Origin of the sequence: Pseudomonas sp. C 49-2 (assembly GCF_003970195.1) — a bacterium.
In the GTDB taxonomy this organism is placed as follows: domain Bacteria; phylum Pseudomonadota; class Gammaproteobacteria; order Pseudomonadales; family Pseudomonadaceae; genus Aquipseudomonas; species Aquipseudomonas canadensis.
The window spans coordinates 227691-242398 of record NZ_RXYG01000005.1 but is presented as its reverse complement, the minus strand read 5'-3'; the positions used below and the strand labels follow the sequence as shown (position 1 = coordinate 242398).

Below are 14708 nucleotides of genomic sequence, written 5' to 3'. Positions count from 1 at the left end.
GTCCCTGTAGGCGGTGGTGTATGAGGGATCGTGACCCAACAAAAAGCCCGGCTGATCATCGATCAGTCGGGCTTTTTAGTGTTTGAAGAGTGAGTTACTTCTTCAAACCGTAATGCTCATCCAGCATGCCGGGGGCGTTCGGCGTCTTTGGCGCGTAGTCCCGTGGTGGCTCCTGGTTTTCCCGTGGCGGGGTCAAGCGCTCCCGTGGGGGTTGCGGTGCGTCGGAATGCAACGCAGCCAGCAGGCGCTGGCGGGTGATGTCGTCGAGGGCCAGGCGGTTGGCGCCATCGGCGAGGTGATCCTGTACTTCCTGGTAGCTCTGGGTGAGCTTCTTGACCAGGGTCGCGGTGCTGTTGAAGTGGGTAACAACCTCGTTCTGATAACTGTCAAAACGTTCCTGAATGTCATCCAACTGACGCTGCGTGCGGTTAGGCGCGGCATTCGGCAGCAAGCGAGCAACCAGGAAACCAATGGCGACACCGGCAACCAGGGCAAGAGTCGGCAACAACCAAACTAAGAGCGAGTGTTCCACGAGTCCTTCCTCTATAAACGGCTTTGCTTTACGTTAACGGCTCAAACCTGCGCTGTATACCGCGATTAAGCTCGCAATGATGCCAAGCACAGACTTTTAGCTAGACGAGTCGACCCTTTGTGAGGTCACGGAGTTCATCTCTTGCTCATGCGTGAAACCCCCGTTTTGATCGATGGCCCGGTAGGCCAATTGGAAGCCCTGTACCTGGATCACCCCGAGCCACGTGGCCTGGCGCTGATCTGCCACCCGAACCCGGTGCAGGGTGGGACCATGCTCAATAAAGTGGTATCGACCCTGCAACGCACCGCCCGCGATGCCGGTTTGATTACCTTGCGTTTCAATTACCGTGGCGTTGGCGCGAGTGCCGGCACCCACGACATGAGCACCGGTGAAGTGGATGACGCCGAAGCGGCCGCCACCTGGCTGCGGGAAAAACACCCGGACTTGCCGATCACCTTGCTCGGCTTTTCCTTCGGTGGTTACGTCGCTGCCAGTCTCGGCGGTCGCCTGGAAGCCAAGGGTGAAAAACTGTCACATTTGTTCATGGTTGCCGCAGCGGTGATGCGTCTGCGCGATACCGATGCGCTGCCACAGGGTTGCCCACTGACCCTGATCCAACCGGAAACCGACGAAGTGGTCGACCCACAGACCGTCTACGACTGGTCTGCAGCCCTGAAACGCCCCCATGAGCTGCTGAAAGTGGCAGAATGCGGACACTTTTTTCACGGCAAGCTCACCGATCTGAAGGATCTGGTGCTGCCGCGACTTTCGAATTGATAGCAGTCTGATAAGCGATTACCCATGACGACTCGTACCCGTATCCTCACCGGCATCACCACCACCGGCACGCCGCACCTGGGCAACTACGCCGGTGCGATCCGCCCGGCGATCCTCGCCAGCCAGGACGCCAATGCCGACTCCTTCTACTTCCTGGCCGACTACCACGCGCTGATCAAGTGCGATGACCCGCAGCGCATCCAGCGCTCGCGCATGGAAATCGCCGCGACCTGGCTGGCCGGTGGCCTGGATGTGAACCGGGTGACCTTCTACCGCCAGTCCGACATCCCGGAAATCCCCGAGCTGACCTGGCTGCTTACCTGCGTTGCCGCCAAGGGCCTGCTCAACCGCGCCCATGCGTACAAGGCCTCGGTGGACAAGAACGTGGAAGCCGGTGAAGACCCGGATGCGGGCATCAGCATGGGCCTGTACAGCTACCCTGTGCTGATGGCGGCGGACATCCTGATGTTCAACGCACACAAGGTGCCGGTCGGTCGCGACCAGATCCAGCACGTGGAAATGGCCCGTGATATCGGCCAGCGCTTCAACCACCTGTTCGGTAACGGTAAAGAATTCTTCACCATGCCCGAGGCGTTGATCGAAGAAAGCGTCGCTACCTTGCCGGGCCTGGATGGCCGCAAGATGTCGAAAAGCTACGACAACACCATCCCGTTGTTCACCAGCGCCAAGGACATGAAGGACGCGATTTCGCGCATCGTCACCGACTCCCGTGCGCCGGGCGAAGCCAAGGACCCGGACAATTCGCACCTGTTTACCCTGTACCAGGCGTTTGCCAGCAAAGCCCAGGAAGAAGAATTCCGCGCCGAACTGCTGCAAGGGCTGGGCTGGGGCGAGGCGAAGAACCGTCTGTTCCAACTGCTGGATGGCCAACTGGGCGAAGCCCGCGAGCGCTACCATCAATTGATGTCGCGCCCATCCGACATGGAAGACCTGCTGCTGATCGGCGCCAAGAAAGCGCGTGCCGTGGCGGCGCCGTTCCTGGCCGAGCTGCGTGAGGCGGTGGGCCTGCGTTCGTTCGTCAATCAAGCCGCAGCGCCAGTCGCGACCAAGAAGAAAGCCGCAAAAGCTGCGCGCTTCGTGAGCTTCCGCGAGGACGACGGCAGCTTCCGCTTCCGCCTGCTGGCGGCCGATGGCGAGCAACTGCTGCTGTCGCGCAACTTTGCTGACGGGAAAGCGGCGGGCGCGGTAACCAAGCAACTGCAAAACGGCGACGCCCTGGACGTACGCACCGAAGCCTTGGGCTTCAGCGTTTGGCTGGACGGTGCCGTGGTAGCCGACAGCGCCGAGTTCGTTGACGCCGCTTCCCGCGATGCGGCCATCGAAGCCTTGCGCGTTGCGTTGACCCCCCTCGAGGATTAACCCGACCAAGGGTTGATTGCCATTATCCAGGGCCGTCGTTACAGTGACGGCCCGTTTTTGTTGCCTTGCTAACGAAATTATGACGCCCCTAGAACGATATCAAGCTGATCTGAAACGCCCTGAGTTCTTCCATGACGCGGCCCAGGAAAACGCGGTGCGTCATTTGCAGCGCCTGTACGACGACTTGCTCGCGGCCTCGCAAAGCAAGCCTGGGATGTTCAGCAAGCTGTTTGGCAAGAAAGACCACACCCCGGTCAAAGGCCTGTACTTCTGGGGCGGCGTGGGGCGCGGCAAGACTTATTTGGTCGACACCTTCTTCGAAGCGCTGCCGTTCAAGGAAAAGGTGCGGACGCACTTCCACCGCTTCATGAAGCGCGTGCACGAAGAGATGAAGACCCTGCCGGGCGAGAAAAACCCGCTGACCATCATCGCCAAGCGTTTCTCCGAAGAGGCGCGGGTGATCTGCTTCGATGAATTCTTCGTCTCCGACATCACCGACGCCATGATCCTCGGCACCCTGATGGAAGAGCTGTTCAAGAACGGCGTGACCCTGGTCGCCACCTCGAACATCGTGCCCGACGGCTTGTACAAGGACGGCCTGCAACGCGCGCGCTTCCTGCCGGCCATTGCGCTGATCAAGCAGAACACCGAAATCGTCAACGTCGACAGTGGCGTCGACTACCGTCTGCGCCATCTGGAGCAAGCGGAGCTGTTCCACTTCCCGCTGAACGAAGCGGCCCACGAAAGCCTGAAAAAGAGCTTCCGCGCCCTCACGCCGGAATGCACCCAGGCGGTGGAAAACGACAAGCTGATGATCGAGAACCGCGAAATCATCGCGTTGCGTACTTGCGATGACGTGGCGTGGTTCGAATTCCGCCAACTGTGCGACGGCCCGCGTAGCCAGAACGACTACATCGAGCTGGGCAAGATCTTTCACGCGGTGATCTTGAGCGGTGTGGAGCAGATGAGCGTCACCACCGACGACATCGCGCGCCGTTTCATCAACATGGTCGACGAGTTCTACGACCGTAACGTGAAGCTGATCATCTCGGCGGAAGTCGAGTTGAAGGACCTGTACACCGGCGGGCGCCTGAACTTCGAGTTCCAGCGCACCTTGAGCCGCTTGCTGGAAATGCAGTCCCACGAATTCCTGTCGCGTGGGCACAAGCCGTAAGCAAATATTCAGAAAAATGGAGATCAAAATGTGGGAGCTGGCTTGCCTGCTCCCACACTAGATTTGTGTTTGCCTCTGGTCAGGCAGCCTGCTGAAACTGCTGGCGATACTGGTTCGGCGACAACTCCGTGTGTTGCCGGAACAGCCGCGCAAAGAAACTCGCATCGTCGTAACCCACCTCATAACTGATGGTCTTGATGCTCTTGCGGCTGCCTGAGAGCAGGCCCTTTGCCGTCTCGATGCGCAGCCGTTGCAGGTAATGCAGCGGCTTGTCACCGGTAGCGGTCTGGAAGCGGCGCATGAAGTTGCGGATGCTCATGCCGTGTTCCCGGGCCACGTCTTCGAAGCGGAATTTGTCGGCGAAGTGTTCTTCGAGCCAGTGCTGGATCTGCAGGATGATCACATCCTGGTGCAGCTTCTGCCCGCCAAACCCGATGCGTCCCGGTGAATAGCTGCGCTGCACTTCATAGAGGATATCGCGGGCGACGGCCTGGGCGATGTTGGCGCCGCAGAAACGTTCGATCAGGTAGATATAGAGGTCGCACGCCGAGGTGGTGCCGCCGGCGCAATACAGGTTGTCGGCGTCGGTGAGGTGCTTGTCCTGGTTGAGCTGCACCTTGGGAAAGCGTTCGCTGAAGGCGTTGAAGAAGCGCCAGTAGGTGGTCGCTTCCTTGCCGTCGAGCAGGCCGGCTTCGGCCAGCCAGAACACCCCGGTGGCTTCGCCGCACAATACGGCGCCGCGTGCGTGTTGCTCACGCAACCATGGCAGCACTTGTGGGTAGCGAGTGCACAAGGCGTCGAAATCATCCCAGAAGGCCGGTAGCACGATGATGTCGGCGTCTTCCAGGCCGCCGTCCACCGGCATGATCACATCACTGAAGCTGCGTACCGATTGCCCATCGGGGCTGACCAGGCGCGATTCGAACGCGGGAGTCAGGCCCAGTCCTTGTTGCTTGCCGTAACGCAGGCTGGCGAGGTGGAAGAAATCCTTGGCTTGCATGAGGGTTGAAGCGAATACCCGATCAATGGCCAAAATGCTGACGCGCCGCAACGGCGTGGAGATTTGGTTAGACATAATTTCATTTATTCTTATAGGGGAAAGTGGTCACCAGACGGCTGGATCGTCTTATTTTTTGTCGCATGTGTCCAGTGTCCCGTGCTGCCTTCGCGGCATAGTCTCTGTGGGCTCGTCCTTGTCCGACAATCCACGCAGGTGACCCATGATTCCCAGAACCTTGTTCAGCCCGGAACACGAACTCTTCCGCGAGAGCGTGCGCACCTTCCTCGAAAAAGACGCCGCGCCGTTCCATGGGCAATGGGAGAAACAGGGCTACATCGACCGCAGCTTATGGAGCAAGGCGGGGGAGGCGGGGATGCTGTGTTCCCACCTGCCAGAAGAATATGGCGGGCTGGGCGCGGACTTTTTGTACAGCGCGGTGGTGATCGAGGAGATCAGCCGGCTGGGGCTGACCGGCATCGGTTTTTCCCTGCATTCGGATATTGTTGCGCCATATATCCTGCATTACGGCAGTGAGGCGTTGAAACACAAATACCTGCCCAAGTTGATCTCCGGTGAGATGGTCACGGCCATTGCAATGACCGAGCCGGGCGCCGGTTCCGACCTGCAAGGGGTGAAAACCACGGCAGTGCTGGACGGCGATGACTACGTGATCAATGGCTCCAAAACCTTCATCACGAACGGCTATCTGGCCGAGCTGGTGATCGTGGTCGCCAAGACCGATCCCAAGGCGGGCGCCAAGGGCACCAGCCTGTTCCTCGTGGAAGCCGACACGCCGGGCTTCGACAAGGGCAAGCGCTTGGAAAAGGTGGGCATGAAGGCCCAGGACACCTCGGAGCTGTTCTTCCAGGATGTGCGGGTGCCCAAGGAAAACCTGCTCGGCCAGGCGGGCATGGGCTTCGCTTACCTGATGCAGGAGTTGCCGCAGGAACGACTGACAGTAGCGATTGGTGCCTTATCGTCAGCCGAGGCGGCGCTGGAGTGGACCCTGGCCTACACCCGCGAGCGCAAGGCGTTCGGCAAGGCGATTGCGGACTTCCAAAACACCCGGTTCAAGCTGGCGGAGATGGCCACCGAGATTCAGATCGGCCGCGTATTCATCGACAAATGCATGGCGCTGCATCTGGAAGGCAAGCTGGATGTGCCCACGGCGGCGATGGCCAAGTACTGGGCCACGGACCTGCAATGCAAAGTGCTCGATGAGTGCGTGCAGTTGCACGGCGGCTACGGCTTTATGTGGGAATACCCGATTGCACGGGCGTGGGCGGATGCGCGGGTGCAGCGCATTTATGCGGGGACCAACGAGATCATGAAGGAGATTATTGCGCGGGCGCTTTGAGCTTGTGGGGCTTTTGAGGGTGCCATCGCAGGCAAGCCAGCTCCCACACCTCACGGTGTTCACGCGCCAAAATGTGGGAGCTGGCTTGCCTGCGATAGCGATCTAATGGTCAATCAAGGCGCAGGGTTCGGGTGATCCTTCTGAATCGCCTCAATCCCTTCCAATACCTCTTTCGACAGTTTCAGATCCGCACTGGCAATGTTGCTATCCAGTTGCTCCAGCGACGTGGCACCAATGATATTGCTGGTCACAAACGGCTGCTGCGTCACAAACGCCAATGCCATCTGCGCCGGGTCCAGGCCGTGCTCCCGTGCCAACGCCACATAACGGCTGCACGCCGCTTCCGACTGCGGGTTGAAGTAACGGCTGAAGCGGCTGTATTCGGTCAGCCGTGCCTTGGCCGGACGCGCACCGTTTTCATACTTGCCGCTGAGCATGCCGAACGCCAGTGGCGAATACGCCAGCAAACCGCACTGTTCACGGATCGCGACTTCCGCCAGGCCCACTTCAAAGCTGCGGTTGAGCAGGTTGTAGGGGTTCTGGATCGACACCGCGCGGGTCCAGCCACGGGCTTCAGCCAGGGCCAGGAATTTCATGGTGCCCCACGGCGTTTCGTTGGACAGGCCGATGTGGCGGATCTTGCCGGCCTTCACTTGCTCGTCCAGCGCTTCGAGGGTTTCTTCCAGCGGGGTGAGGTCGTCTTCGTCCTTGTGCTTGTAGCTCAGTTGGCCGAAGAAGTTGGTGCTGCGTTCCGGCCAGTGCAGTTGGTAGAGGTCGATCCAGTCGGTCTGCAGACGTTTGAGGCTGGCATCCAGGGCGTCGACGATGTGCTTGCGGTTGTGGCGCAGGTGGCCATCGCGGATGTAGTCGATGGTGTTGCCGGGGCCGGCGATCTTGCTGGCCAGGATCCAGTCGGCACGGTCGCCACGGCTTTTGAAGTAATTACCGATGTAGCGCTCGGTGGTGGCATAGGTATCGGCCTTGGGCGGCACCGGGTACATTTCGGCCGTGTCGAGGAAGTTGATCCCCGCGCCTTTGGCCCGCTCGATCTGCGCGAAGGCCTCTGCCTCGCTGTTCTGCTCGCCCCAGGTCATGGTGCCCAAGGCTATCGCGCTCACGTTCAGATCCGTACGGCCCAGCTGTCGATAATCCATCGGGTACTCCTTCAGGGAAAACAATCATAAAAGCAGGTTGAATTTTTTTTCGCAATCTGCATAATTGCCCACCTCTTTCTGCAGTGGAAGTGATGCGCCGCCTGCCGAAGAATCTTGCCGTTGAACGGACGCGCCGACCCGAGCCCCCGATAGCGTCTGTATCCGGCTGCCTTTGACTTGTCAAAGTACGCACTATTCAGTAAGATCCGCCGTCTAATTTACAGGGCGGCCCCTGAGGCTATTAAAGAATGACAACTTTTACTGCAAAACCGGAAACAGTTCAGCGCGACTGGTTTGTCGTCGACGCCGCTGGTCAGACCCTGGGTCGTCTGGCCACTGAAGTCGCCAGCCGTCTGCGTGGCAAGCACAAGCCTGAGTACACCCCTCACGTTGATACCGGTGACTACATTGTCATCATCAACGCTGAGCAGGTTCGTGTAACCGGCAACAAAGCAAGCGACAAAATGTACTACCGTCACTCCGGTTTCCCAGGCGGTATCAAGTCTTCCAACTTCGAAGGCCTGATTGCCAAGAAGCCTGAAGCCCCGATCGAAATCGCGGTCAAAGGCATGCTGCCTAAGGGCCCACTGGGTCGCGATATGTTTCGCAAGCTGAAAGTCTATGCGGGCGCTGTACACCCTCATGCTGCTCAGCAGCCCCAAGAACTGAAGTTTTAACGGAATAGTTCATTATGTCGGCGACTCAAAATTACGGCACTGGCCGTCGCAAAACCGCAACCGCTCGCGTTTTCCTGCGTCCGGGTACTGGTAACATCTCGATCAACAACCGCTCCCTGGACAACTTCTTCGGCCGCGAAACTGCCCGCATGGTAGTTCGTCAGCCGCTGGAACTGACCGAGACCGTTGAAAAGTTCGACATCTACGTCACCGTTATCGGTGGCGGTGTAAGTGGTCAAGCTGGCGCAATCCGCCACGGTATCACTCGCGCTCTGATGCAGTACGACGAAACCCTGCGTGGCGCTCTGCGCAAAGCTGGCTTCGTGACTCGCGATGCCCGTGAAGTTGAACGTAAGAAAGTCGGTCTGCGTAAAGCGCGTAAGCGTCCGCAGTACTCGAAGCGTTAATTCGCTTTACGTTCCACAAAAACGCCCAGCCTCCTCACGGAGCTGGGCGTTTTTTATTGCCTGCGATTTATGCATAAAAATCGCCGTGACAACTTGCCACATCCGTAGACCCCCTATACTACAAGGCCTGGAGGCTGAGCTCCCGGCAATTCCCTTGTCAGACGTGGGGCTTTTCATTACCATTCGGCAAAATTTTTATAAGTAAAGATTCAACACTTAGTAGACGCCTGATTTAACAGGCCAAAAAGCTGATGGGAGAGGACTGAATGAGCAATGACGGCGTGAATGCAGGCCGGCGTCGCTTCTTGGTAGCAGCCACATCCGTGGTGGGTGCTGCAGGAGCGGTGGGGGCTGCGGTCCCGTTCGTGGGGTCATGGTTTCCCAGTGCCAAGGCGAAAGCCGCAGGTGCACCGGTGAAGGTGAATATCAGCAAGATCGAGCCAGGGCAGCAGATGATTGCTGAATGGCGCGGCCAGCCGGTCTTCATTGTTCGTCGTACTGAGGAAATCCTGGGGAATCTCAAAAAGATTGAAGGCCAGTTGTCTGACCCCAAATCCGAGAAGTCCGACCAACCCGCCTACGCCAAGAACGAAGTGCGTTCGATCAAGCCGGAGATCCTGCTGCTGGTCGGTCTCTGTACTCACCTGGGGTGCTCGCCTACCTTCCGCCCGGAAGTGGCCCCTGTCGATCTGGGCAAGGATTGGGTCGGCGGTTATTTCTGCCCGTGCCACGGCTCGCACTACGACCTTGCTGGTCGCGTCTACAAATCCCAGCCAGCGCCTTTGAATTTGCCGGTTCCTCCGCACAACTACGAATCTGACGACATCATTGTCATTGGCCTCGACAAGGAGAACGCGTGATGAGCAAGTTCATGGATTGGGTGGATGCGCGCTTCCCCGCTACTAAAATGTGGGAAGACCATCTCAGCAAATATTACGCGCCGAAAAACTTCAACTTCTTCTACTTCTTCGGCTCCCTGGCGCTGCTGGTGCTGGTCAACCAGATCGTCACCGGCGTTTGGTTGACGATGAGCTACACCCCGTCGGCGGAAGAGGCGTTTGCCTCCGTCGAGTACATCATGCGTGACGTCGAGTACGGCTCGATCCTGCGCCTGTTGCACTCTACCGGCGCCTCGGCGTTCTTTATCGTCGTCTACCTGCACATGTTCCGCGGCCTGCTCTACGGCTCCTACCAGAAGCCTCGTGAGCTGGTGTGGGTGTTCGGCATGCTGATCTACCTGGCGCTGATGGCCGAAGCCTTCATGGGTTACCTGCTGCCGTGGGGCCAGATGTCGTACTGGGGCGCCCAGGTGATCATCTCGCTGTTCGGTGCGATTCCGGTGATCGGCAACGACCTGACGCAGTGGATCCGTGGTGACTACCTGATCTCGGGCATCACCCTGAACCGCTTCTTCGCCCTGCACGTGGTGGCTTTGCCGATCGTGATCTTGGGCCTGGTGGTACTGCACATCCTGGCGCTGCACGAAGTGGGTTCCAACAACCCGGATGGCGTGGACATCAAGAAGCACAAGGACGAAAACGGCATCCCGCTGGATGGCATTCCGTTCCACCCCTACTACACCGTGAAAGACATTGTCGGCGTGGTGGTGTTCTTGTTCGTGTTCTGCTCGATCGTGTTCTTTTTCCCGGAGATGGGCGGGTATTTCCTGGAGAAGCCTAACTTCGAACAGGCCAACGCCTTCAAGACACCTGAGCACATTGCCCCAGTCTGGTACTTCACGCCGTTCTACGCGATCTTGCGGGCGATCCCCGACAAGCTCATGGGCGTAATCGCCATGGGCGCGGCCATCGCGGTGCTGTTCGTGCTGCCTTGGCTCGACCGAAGCCCGGTCAAGTCCATGCGCTACAAGGGCTGGCTGAGCAAGATCTGGCTGTGGGTGTTCTGCATCTCCTTCGTGATCCTGGGTGTGCTGGGCGTATTGGCGCCGACCCCTGAGCGTACGTTGCTGTCGCAGGTCTGCACCTTCCTGTACTTCGCCTACTTCATTCTGATGCCGTTCTACACCCGGCTCGAGAAGACCAAACCGGTTCCGGAAAGGGTGACTGGCTGATGAAAAAGTTATTCGTTGCATTGATGCTTGCGGCCTTGCCGCTACTGTCCTTCGCTGCCGAGCACGGCGGACCGGAACTGGAAAAAGTCGATATCGACGTATCGGACAAGGCTGCCATGCAAGACGGCGCACGCACGTTCGCCAACTACTGCATGGGCTGTCACAGCGCCAAGTTCCAGCGTTACGAACGGGTTGCCGATGACCTCGGCATCCCCCATGAAATGATGCTGGAGAAGCTGGTGTTCACCGGCGCCAAGATCGGCGACCACATGACCATCGGCATGAAGCCTGCGGACGCCAAGACCTGGTTCGGCGCAGCACCGCCTGACTTGACCCTGGTGGCTCGTGTACGCGGCACCGACTGGCTCTATGGCTACCTGAAATCCTTCTACGAAGACCCGGCACGTCCGTATGGCGTGAACAACCGTGTGTTCCCGAACGTCGGTATGCCTAACGTTCTGGTCGGCCTGCAAGGCAAGCAAGTGGTAGGATGCAAGCAGATCCAGGTCGTTGAAGACGGCAAGAAGCAATACGATCCGTTGACCGGCACGCCTTTGACTCATGAAGCGTGCGATCAACTGAAGATAGAAACCCCAGGTTCGTTGACAGACGAGCAGTTTGACGAGAAGGTCAAGAACCTTGTGACCTTCCTGGCCTACTCGGCCAACCCGGTCAAACTGGAGCATCAGCGCATCGGCACCTATGTGTTGCTGTACCTGGCCTTCTTCTTCGTATTCGCCTATCTGCTCAAACGCGAATACTGGAAGGATGTGCATTGATCCAACCGTAAGCAATTGCTGTTAATCTTGCGCGCCCAGCGGCATCTCTGAATACGTAGCGACCTGGTTGAACCGGTTGTTACAGAGATGCTCTCTGGGCGCGCTCGTTTTTGAGCTTTCGATAATTTCAACAAGCGAGGAGGACCGCCATGGGCGTGACCAATCGGTTGGCCTGTTACTCCGACCCCGCCGACCACTATTCCCACCGAGTACGCATCGTGCTCGCAGAGAAGGGTGTCAGCGCCGAGATCATCAGTGTGGAGGCGGGCCGTCAGCCGCCAAAACTGATCGAAGTGAACCCTTACGGCAGCTTGCCCACCCTGGTCGATCGTGACTTGGCGTTGTGGGAGTCAACCGTGGTGATGGAATACCTGGATGAGCGTTACCCGCATCCGCCTTTGCTGCCGGTGTACCCGGTGGCGCGTGCCAACAGCCGCCTGCTGATCCATCGGATCCAGCGTGACTGGTGCGGGCTGGTGGATGTGATTCTGGATTCGCGTACAAAAGAAGCGGTTCGGGTGCAGGCGCGTAAGGAATTGCGCGAGAGCCTGACCGGCGTTTCGCCATTGTTCGCTGATAAGCCTTTTTTCCTCAGTGAGGAACAAAGTTTGGTGGATTGCTGCCTATTACCGATACTCTGGCGCTTGCCGATTCTCGGTATTGAACTGCCGCGGCCTGCCAAGCCGCTGCTTGATTACATGGAGCGCCAGTTTGCGCGTGAGGCTTTCCAGGCAAGTCTGTCTGGTGTCGAACGCGATATGCGCTAAGGCTTAAGGAGCCGCTGATGAACTCCAGTCGACCCTACTTGGTCCGCGCGCTCTATGAGTGGATTGTGGACAACGATTGCACCCCGCACATGCTGGTCAATTCCGAATTTCCTGCGGTTCAGGTGCCGGAGGGTTTTGCCAGTGATGGGCAGATTGTGCTGAACGTATCGCCGAGTGCCGTGCGCAGCCTGCACATGGACAACAAAGTCGTGAAGTTCGAAGGGCGTTTCGGCGGCGTGCCGCATACGCTGTCCGTGCCGATTGGCGCCATCCTCGGCATCTATGCCCGGGAGAACGGCCAAGGCATGGTGTTCGATCTGGAGTCGCCTTTCGAGGGTGACGAATCGATCGAAAACGAAGACGGCGATGATCAGCCGCCACCGGATTCCGAGCCACCGCGCCCTAGCGGTCGGCCGAGTCTTAAAGTGGTGAAGTAATGAGCTTCCCCTCTGGGGCGAGCTGAAAAAATACCTCGACGTGTGTCGGGGTATTTTTTTGCGCGAAGGATAGGGATGAAAGTCGCGCCTGGACGGTGATCGTACAACCACCATGGGCTATGATGCGTGCTCAAGCTCACCGAGAAAGATGATCCATCATGGAAAACGCCAACACCGCCCCTCGTCTTCCCCGCAAGCGCCGCAGCCTTGCCCAGGAATTGGTCACGGTGTTGTCCGAGCAGATCCGCGACGGCCAGCTCAAGCGAGGCGACAAGTTGCCCACCGAGTCGGCGATCATGGACGCCCATGGGGTGAGCCGAACCGTGGTGCGAGAAGCGATCTCGCGCTTGCAGGCGGCGGGGCAGGTGGAAACCCGGCACGGTATCGGCACCTTTGTGCTGGATACGCCAAGCCCGAGCGGTTTCCGTATCGACCCGGCCACCGTGGTGACCCTGCGTGATGTGCTGGCGATCCTGGAGTTGCGGATCAGCCTGGAAGTGGAGTCCGCAGGTCTGGCCGCATTGCGCCGCAGCGATGAACAACTGGCCGCCATGCGCGCAGCGCTCGATGCCCTGAATGAAAGCGCGGCTCACGCCGGTGACGCAGTGGCCTCCGACTTTGCATTCCACCTGGAAATTGCCCTGTCCACCGGCAACCGCTACTTCACCGACATCATGACCCACCTGGGCACCAGCATCATTCCACGCACCCGCCTGAATTCGGCGCGCCTGGCCCATGATGACCAGCAGCACTATATGGGGCGCTTGAGTCGTGAGCATGAAGAGATTTACGAGGCGATTGCGCGTCAGGATTCGGATGCGGCGCGGGCGGCCATGAGGTTGCATTTGACCAATAGCCGCGAGCGGCTGCGCCATGCCCATGAAGAGGCAGAAGCGCAGCGCGGTTGAAGGCTGCACCGACCCTGTAGGAGCCCGGCTTGCCGGCGATAGCGTCCAAAAGATCGTCATCGCCGGCAAGCCGGGCTCCTACTGCGTCAGTTGGCGGGCTGGTTTGGCTTGTAGTCCTTGAGCAGCAGGTAAGTGCTCCACCCCCACCAATCATTCGTCCAGTGCTTGTCGTTCAGGTCATTCACGTCCTTGCGACGCAGCACCTTGTCACCCTCCATTTTGAACAACGGCGAGAAGTTGTTCGCCGGGTTCTGCGCAGCATTCAAATCCGGCACATACAACGGCGCCTTGAAATTGGCCGGGGAGGGCGCGACACCACTGATAAAGGTGTCGAAAATCTCATCCGCCGAAGCTTGCACAGCGCGTTTGACCTGCACGCGGTTGTCCGCATCGATGGCGTCGAAGTAGCGTTTGTCTCCATACGCGTGCCATTGATCGCCCATGGCGTTGCGCACCTTGAGCCCGAACTTGCTGTCTTCGTCGTGCATGAAGCGGCTGATCAGCGAGCCCAACTCACCTGGCGTCACCACAGCTGCCAGTTGTTTACGCGGTACACGCAGATGGCCGGCCGAGAACAGATCGGTCAAAAAGTGATCAGCAAAACTGTTCATGGCGTACGCCAGTTCCAGCGCTTGGTCGGTACCGGTCTGGTGCGCCACGACGGCTTGTTGCAGTGCTGCCGTGTGCCCCGCCAGATAGGCCGACAGCGCCCATTCGCCGAAGTGGTCGGCATTGTCCGCCGCCAGTTTCAGGTAACGTCCCAACGGAATCAGCGCCGAAACTGCGCTGCCGCCGCCAGTGATGCGGTTCCATTCCTCGGACAACGTATCACCCAAGGTGTCATAGGCTTCATGAGCTTGTTTGCCATCCTTGATCGCCTGCTTGACCGCATTGATCTCCTTTTGCATCACCGCGAGGATCTTGTGCGCTTCTTCCCGCGAGGCGGGCAGCACGGCGAGCGTATTGAAGGCCGCGGTAAAGCGTTGGACGCGCTCGGCGGGGGAGGCGCCATCGCTGATCGGTTGACCGGGGATGCCATAGAAATCACCGCCCAGGGCGATCACTTGGCCATAGGTCAGCGCCAGCCCATTGGGCAGGTGCAGCTCGACTTGGTGTGCGGGAATCGCCGGGGCATCCTTGACGAAGCGCAACAGGGTTTCATCGCCGATGGCAGTGTGTTCACCGCCTTCGAAACGCAAGGTAGGTGGGTTCTTTTCGGGTGCTGCGAGTTCAAGACCTGACATGTTAGCTCCTTGCTATGTCGTAGGAATCTTCCGTAATTACTGTA

At 58.8% G+C, this 14708-nt stretch carries 16 protein-coding genes; 12 read left to right on the top strand and 4 right to left on the bottom strand.

What is annotated here, in order from left to right:
* Positions 1–94: 94 nt before the first annotated feature.
* The gene (locus EJ576_RS12295; protein ID WP_032893585.1) at positions 95–532 is read right to left on the bottom strand and encodes a YhcB family protein; all 438 of its coding nucleotides are present in this window, start codon (positions 530–532) and stop codon (positions 95–97) included.
* 147 nt (positions 533–679) lie between these two features.
* On the opposite strand from EJ576_RS12295, the gene EJ576_RS12290 reads away from it, so the two are divergent.
* The 3 genes from EJ576_RS12290 to zapE all read left to right on the top strand — a co-directional run bounded on the left by EJ576_RS12290 (position 680) and on the right by zapE (position 3863).
* The gene (locus EJ576_RS12290) at positions 680–1309 is read left to right on the top strand and encodes an alpha/beta hydrolase (RefSeq protein ID WP_016976238.1); all 630 of its coding nucleotides are present in this window, start codon (positions 680–682) and stop codon (positions 1307–1309) included.
* 24 nt (positions 1310–1333) lie between these two features.
* Positions 1334–2689 (top strand): tryptophan--tRNA ligase, encoded by a 1356-nt coding sequence (locus tag EJ576_RS12285; protein ID WP_028618832.1) that lies wholly within the window; start codon positions 1334–1336, stop codon positions 2687–2689.
* Between the two features lie 79 nt (positions 2690–2768).
* A complete protein-coding gene (zapE, locus tag EJ576_RS12280; protein WP_016976236.1) occupies positions 2769–3863 on the top strand; it encodes a cell division protein ZapE in 1095 nt (364 codons plus the stop codon).
* Between the two features lie 79 nt (positions 3864–3942).
* Here the strand turns inward: zapE and EJ576_RS12275 are convergent, their stop codons facing one another.
* Complete coding sequence (locus EJ576_RS12275; RefSeq protein WP_174890977.1) at positions 3943–4863, bottom strand: GlxA family transcriptional regulator; 921 nt, start codon at positions 4861–4863, stop codon at positions 3943–3945.
* 220 nt (positions 4864–5083) lie between these two features.
* Between EJ576_RS12275 and EJ576_RS12270 the strand changes: the two genes are divergently transcribed.
* Positions 5084–6220: an acyl-CoA dehydrogenase family protein gene (locus EJ576_RS12270; protein WP_123478157.1), complete on the top strand. Its 1137-nt coding sequence runs from the start codon at positions 5084–5086 to the stop codon at positions 6218–6220.
* A gap of 113 nt (positions 6221–6333) precedes the next feature.
* Here EJ576_RS12270 and EJ576_RS12265 read toward each other — a convergent pair whose 3' ends face one another.
* Positions 6334–7374, bottom strand: a complete 1041-nt coding sequence (locus EJ576_RS12265) for an NADP(H)-dependent aldo-keto reductase (RefSeq protein WP_122723722.1) — start codon at positions 7372–7374, stop codon at positions 6334–6336.
* A gap of 248 nt (positions 7375–7622) precedes the next feature.
* On the opposite strand from EJ576_RS12265, the gene rplM reads away from it, so the two are divergent.
* The 8 genes from rplM (at position 7623) to EJ576_RS12225 (ending at position 13420) form a co-directional block, all read left to right on the top strand.
* Entirely contained in the window at positions 7623–8051 is a 429-nt protein-coding gene (gene rplM / locus EJ576_RS12260; protein WP_003188508.1) for a 50S ribosomal protein L13, read from the top strand.
* A 14-nt stretch (positions 8052–8065) separates the two neighbouring features.
* Complete coding sequence (rpsI, locus tag EJ576_RS12255; protein WP_002555064.1) at positions 8066–8458, top strand: 30S ribosomal protein S9; 393 nt, start codon at positions 8066–8068, stop codon at positions 8456–8458.
* 266 nt (positions 8459–8724) lie between these two features.
* The gene (petA, locus tag EJ576_RS12250; protein WP_038844905.1) at positions 8725–9318 is read left to right on the top strand and encodes a ubiquinol-cytochrome c reductase iron-sulfur subunit; all 594 of its coding nucleotides are present in this window, start codon (positions 8725–8727) and stop codon (positions 9316–9318) included.
* Entirely contained in the window at positions 9318–10529 is a 1212-nt protein-coding gene (locus EJ576_RS12245) for a cytochrome bc complex cytochrome b subunit (RefSeq protein ID WP_003188526.1), read from the top strand. The genes petA and EJ576_RS12245 overlap by 1 nt, the downstream gene beginning before the upstream one ends.
* Positions 10529–11308, top strand: coding sequence for a cytochrome c1 (locus EJ576_RS12240; protein ID WP_010213166.1), 780 nt, complete (start codon positions 10529–10531; stop codon positions 11306–11308). Before EJ576_RS12245 ends, EJ576_RS12240 begins: the two co-directional genes overlap by 1 nt.
* 149 nt (positions 11309–11457) lie before the next feature.
* Entirely contained in the window at positions 11458–12075 is a 618-nt protein-coding gene (locus EJ576_RS12235) for a glutathione S-transferase N-terminal domain-containing protein (RefSeq protein WP_016971566.1), read from the top strand.
* 17 nt (positions 12076–12092) lie between these two features.
* Entirely contained in the window at positions 12093–12512 is a 420-nt protein-coding gene (locus EJ576_RS12230; RefSeq protein ID WP_122723724.1) for a ClpXP protease specificity-enhancing factor, read from the top strand.
* A 158-nt stretch (positions 12513–12670) separates the two neighbouring features.
* On the top strand, positions 12671–13420 hold the full coding sequence (locus EJ576_RS12225) for a FadR/GntR family transcriptional regulator (protein WP_016976230.1): 750 nt from the start codon (positions 12671–12673) through the stop codon (positions 13418–13420).
* 86 nt (positions 13421–13506) lie between these two features.
* Here the strand turns inward: EJ576_RS12225 and EJ576_RS12220 are convergent, their stop codons facing one another.
* Entirely contained in the window at positions 13507–14664 is a 1158-nt protein-coding gene (locus tag EJ576_RS12220) for a phospholipase (protein ID WP_126570434.1), read from the bottom strand.
* Positions 14665–14708 lie beyond the last annotated feature (44 nt).

Excerpts from the sequence above, each read along its gene's own strand:
- zapE (WP_016976236.1), top strand. The coding sequence starts at position 2,769 with ATGACGCCCCTAGAACGATATCAAGCTGATCTGAAACGCCCTGAGTTC.
- EJ576_RS12225 (WP_016976230.1), top strand. The coding sequence starts at position 12,671 with ATGGAAAACGCCAACACCGCCCCTCGTCTTCCCCGCAAGCGCCGCAGC.
- rpsI (WP_002555064.1), top strand. The coding sequence starts at position 8,066 with ATGTCGGCGACTCAAAATTACGGCACTGGCCGTCGCAAAACCGCAACC.
- EJ576_RS12265 (WP_122723722.1), bottom strand. The coding sequence starts at position 7,374 with ATGGATTATCGACAGCTGGGCCGTACGGATCTGAACGTGAGCGCGATA.
- EJ576_RS12230 (WP_122723724.1), top strand. The coding sequence starts at position 12,093 with ATGAACTCCAGTCGACCCTACTTGGTCCGCGCGCTCTATGAGTGGATT.
- EJ576_RS12245 (WP_003188526.1), top strand. The coding sequence starts at position 9,318 with ATGAGCAAGTTCATGGATTGGGTGGATGCGCGCTTCCCCGCTACTAAA.
- EJ576_RS12285 (WP_028618832.1), top strand. The coding sequence starts at position 1,334 with ATGACGACTCGTACCCGTATCCTCACCGGCATCACCACCACCGGCACG.
- rplM (WP_003188508.1), top strand. The coding sequence starts at position 7,623 with ATGACAACTTTTACTGCAAAACCGGAAACAGTTCAGCGCGACTGGTTT.
- EJ576_RS12240 (WP_010213166.1), top strand. The coding sequence starts at position 10,529 with ATGAAAAAGTTATTCGTTGCATTGATGCTTGCGGCCTTGCCGCTACTG.
- EJ576_RS12235 (WP_016971566.1), top strand. The coding sequence starts at position 11,458 with ATGGGCGTGACCAATCGGTTGGCCTGTTACTCCGACCCCGCCGACCAC.
- EJ576_RS12220 (WP_126570434.1), bottom strand. The coding sequence starts at position 14,664 with ATGTCAGGTCTTGAACTCGCAGCACCCGAAAAGAACCCACCTACCTTG.
- petA (WP_038844905.1), top strand. The coding sequence starts at position 8,725 with ATGAGCAATGACGGCGTGAATGCAGGCCGGCGTCGCTTCTTGGTAGCA.
- EJ576_RS12275 (WP_174890977.1), bottom strand. The coding sequence starts at position 4,863 with ATGCAAGCCAAGGATTTCTTCCACCTCGCCAGCCTGCGTTACGGCAAG.
- EJ576_RS12270 (WP_123478157.1), top strand. The coding sequence starts at position 5,084 with ATGATTCCCAGAACCTTGTTCAGCCCGGAACACGAACTCTTCCGCGAG.
- EJ576_RS12290 (WP_016976238.1), top strand. The coding sequence starts at position 680 with ATGCGTGAAACCCCCGTTTTGATCGATGGCCCGGTAGGCCAATTGGAA.